The organism is Kitasatospora sp. NPDC001683, assembly GCF_053596495.1.
On record NZ_JBSFGK010000229.1, the window covers coordinates 1 to 1659 of the forward strand.

Consider the following 1659-nt stretch of genomic DNA (forward strand, 5'->3'; position numbering starts at 1 on the left):
AGTTCGGCGCCGCCAAGGTGTACGTCGCGGACGGCGCCGAGTTCGCCGACCAGCTGGTCGTCCCCAAGGTGGACGCCCTGGCCCAGATCGCCAAGGCCAATGACGTGGCCGCCGTCCTGGTGACGTCCTCCGGTGAGGGCAAGGAGGTCGCCGCCCGCGTGGCGCTGCGCCTCGGCTCCGGCATCATCACCGACGCGGTGGACGTCCGCGCCGGCGACCAGGGCCCGGTCGCCACCCAGTCGGTGTTCGCCGCCTCGTACACCGTCGACTCCCGCGTCAGCAACGGCGTGCCGGTCATCACGGTCAAGCCGAACGCCGTCGCCCCGGAGGCCGCCCCGGCCGCCGGCGCGGTCGAGAACGTGTCGGTGGAGTTCACCGGCAACGCCGCCAAGGTCACCTCGCGCACCCCGCGCGTCTCGACCGGCCGCCCGGAGCTGACCGAGGCCGCCATCGTGGTCTCCGGCGGCCGTGGCGTCGGTGCCGCCGAGGGCTTCGGCGTGGTCGAGGAGCTCGCGGACGTGCTCGACGCCGCCGTCGGTGCCTCGCGCGCCGCCGTCGACGCCGGGTGGTACCCGCACAGCTCCCAGGTCGGCCAGACCGGCAAGCAGGTCTCCCCGCAGCTGTACGTGGCCAACGGCATCTCGGGCGCCATCCAGCACCGGGCCGGCATGCAGACCTCGAAGACCATCGTGGCCGTCAACAAGGACCCGGAGGCCCCGATCTTCGAGCTCGCCGACTACGGCGTGGTCGGGGACCTCTTCGAGGTGCTGCCGCAGCTCACCGCCGAGGTGAAGGCCCGCAAGGGCTGATCCGCGCAGCGGAAGAACGGAGGGCGTGGCACTCGGTACCCCGGTACCGAGTGCCACGCCCTCCGTCGCGTCGCGCCTCGTCGCATGGCCGACAGGGGCCCGCGGTCCGCCGCGGGGCCCGTCGCGGCCTACTCGGCGAAGGCCGCCAGGTGCTGGGTGAACCCGCCCTTGAGCGGCGGCAGCGGGCGCGGCTCGGCCTCCTGCTCCACCGGCGGCTCCTCCACCGGCAGCAGCCGCAACTCGGGCTGGTCGGAGCCGGGGGAGGAGTACAGCCGCACCCGGGTGCCGACCGGGACGGTGCTGCGCATCCCGTCGACGATGCACCAGACGTCGAACCCCTCCGTCATCCGGATCAGCGACTTCTGGCGGACCAGCGGCGTGCGGGCCTGCTCGACCGCGCAGCGCCGCACGACGCCGGTGCCCTCGCTGGGCTCCAGCCGCAGCTCGGTGGAGCCGCAGGTGGGGCAGAGCAGCCGCTGGAAGGTGGGGTTGTTGCACCAGGTACAGCGCTGGAAGTACAGCGTCGTGCTCCGGGTGTCGGCATCGATGGCTGAGTGGACCACGTTGTCATCTCCCTGCGCTCGGACCGGCTCTGTCGGCAGAAGTACGTCAGTAGTTCGGCTGTAGTACGACAGGAAAAGGATAGGGAACTCAGTGCCGCCCTGTGAAGGCACTGAGTTCCCTTTTTGCCGCGCGCATGCATAATGAAGGGTACTGAGTACCGTCGTGAAACAGGAGTGGCGATCATGAGCCAGGACTTCGATCTCTTCCGCATCTCCGAGGAGCACGAGATGCTCCGTGAGGCGGTGCGTTCGCTGGCCGAGGCGAAGATCGCTCCGTTCGCGGCGGA

2 protein-coding genes are annotated in these 1659 nt (G+C 70.8%); one reads left to right on the top strand and one right to left on the bottom strand.

The window, feature by feature from the left end; genetic code table 11:
- The coding region (locus tag ACWCYO_RS40645) for an electron transfer flavoprotein subunit alpha/FixB family protein (RefSeq protein ID WP_449787047.1) at nucleotides 1-809 on the top strand (809 nt) is incomplete at its 5' end.
- 128 nt (nucleotides 810-937) lie between these two features.
- Here ACWCYO_RS40645 and ACWCYO_RS40650 read toward each other — a convergent pair.
- A complete protein-coding gene (locus ACWCYO_RS40650; protein ID WP_270148168.1) occupies nucleotides 938-1372 on the bottom strand; it encodes a PhlB family protein in 435 nt (144 codons plus the stop codon).
- Nucleotides 1373-1659: the final 287 nt, after the last annotated feature.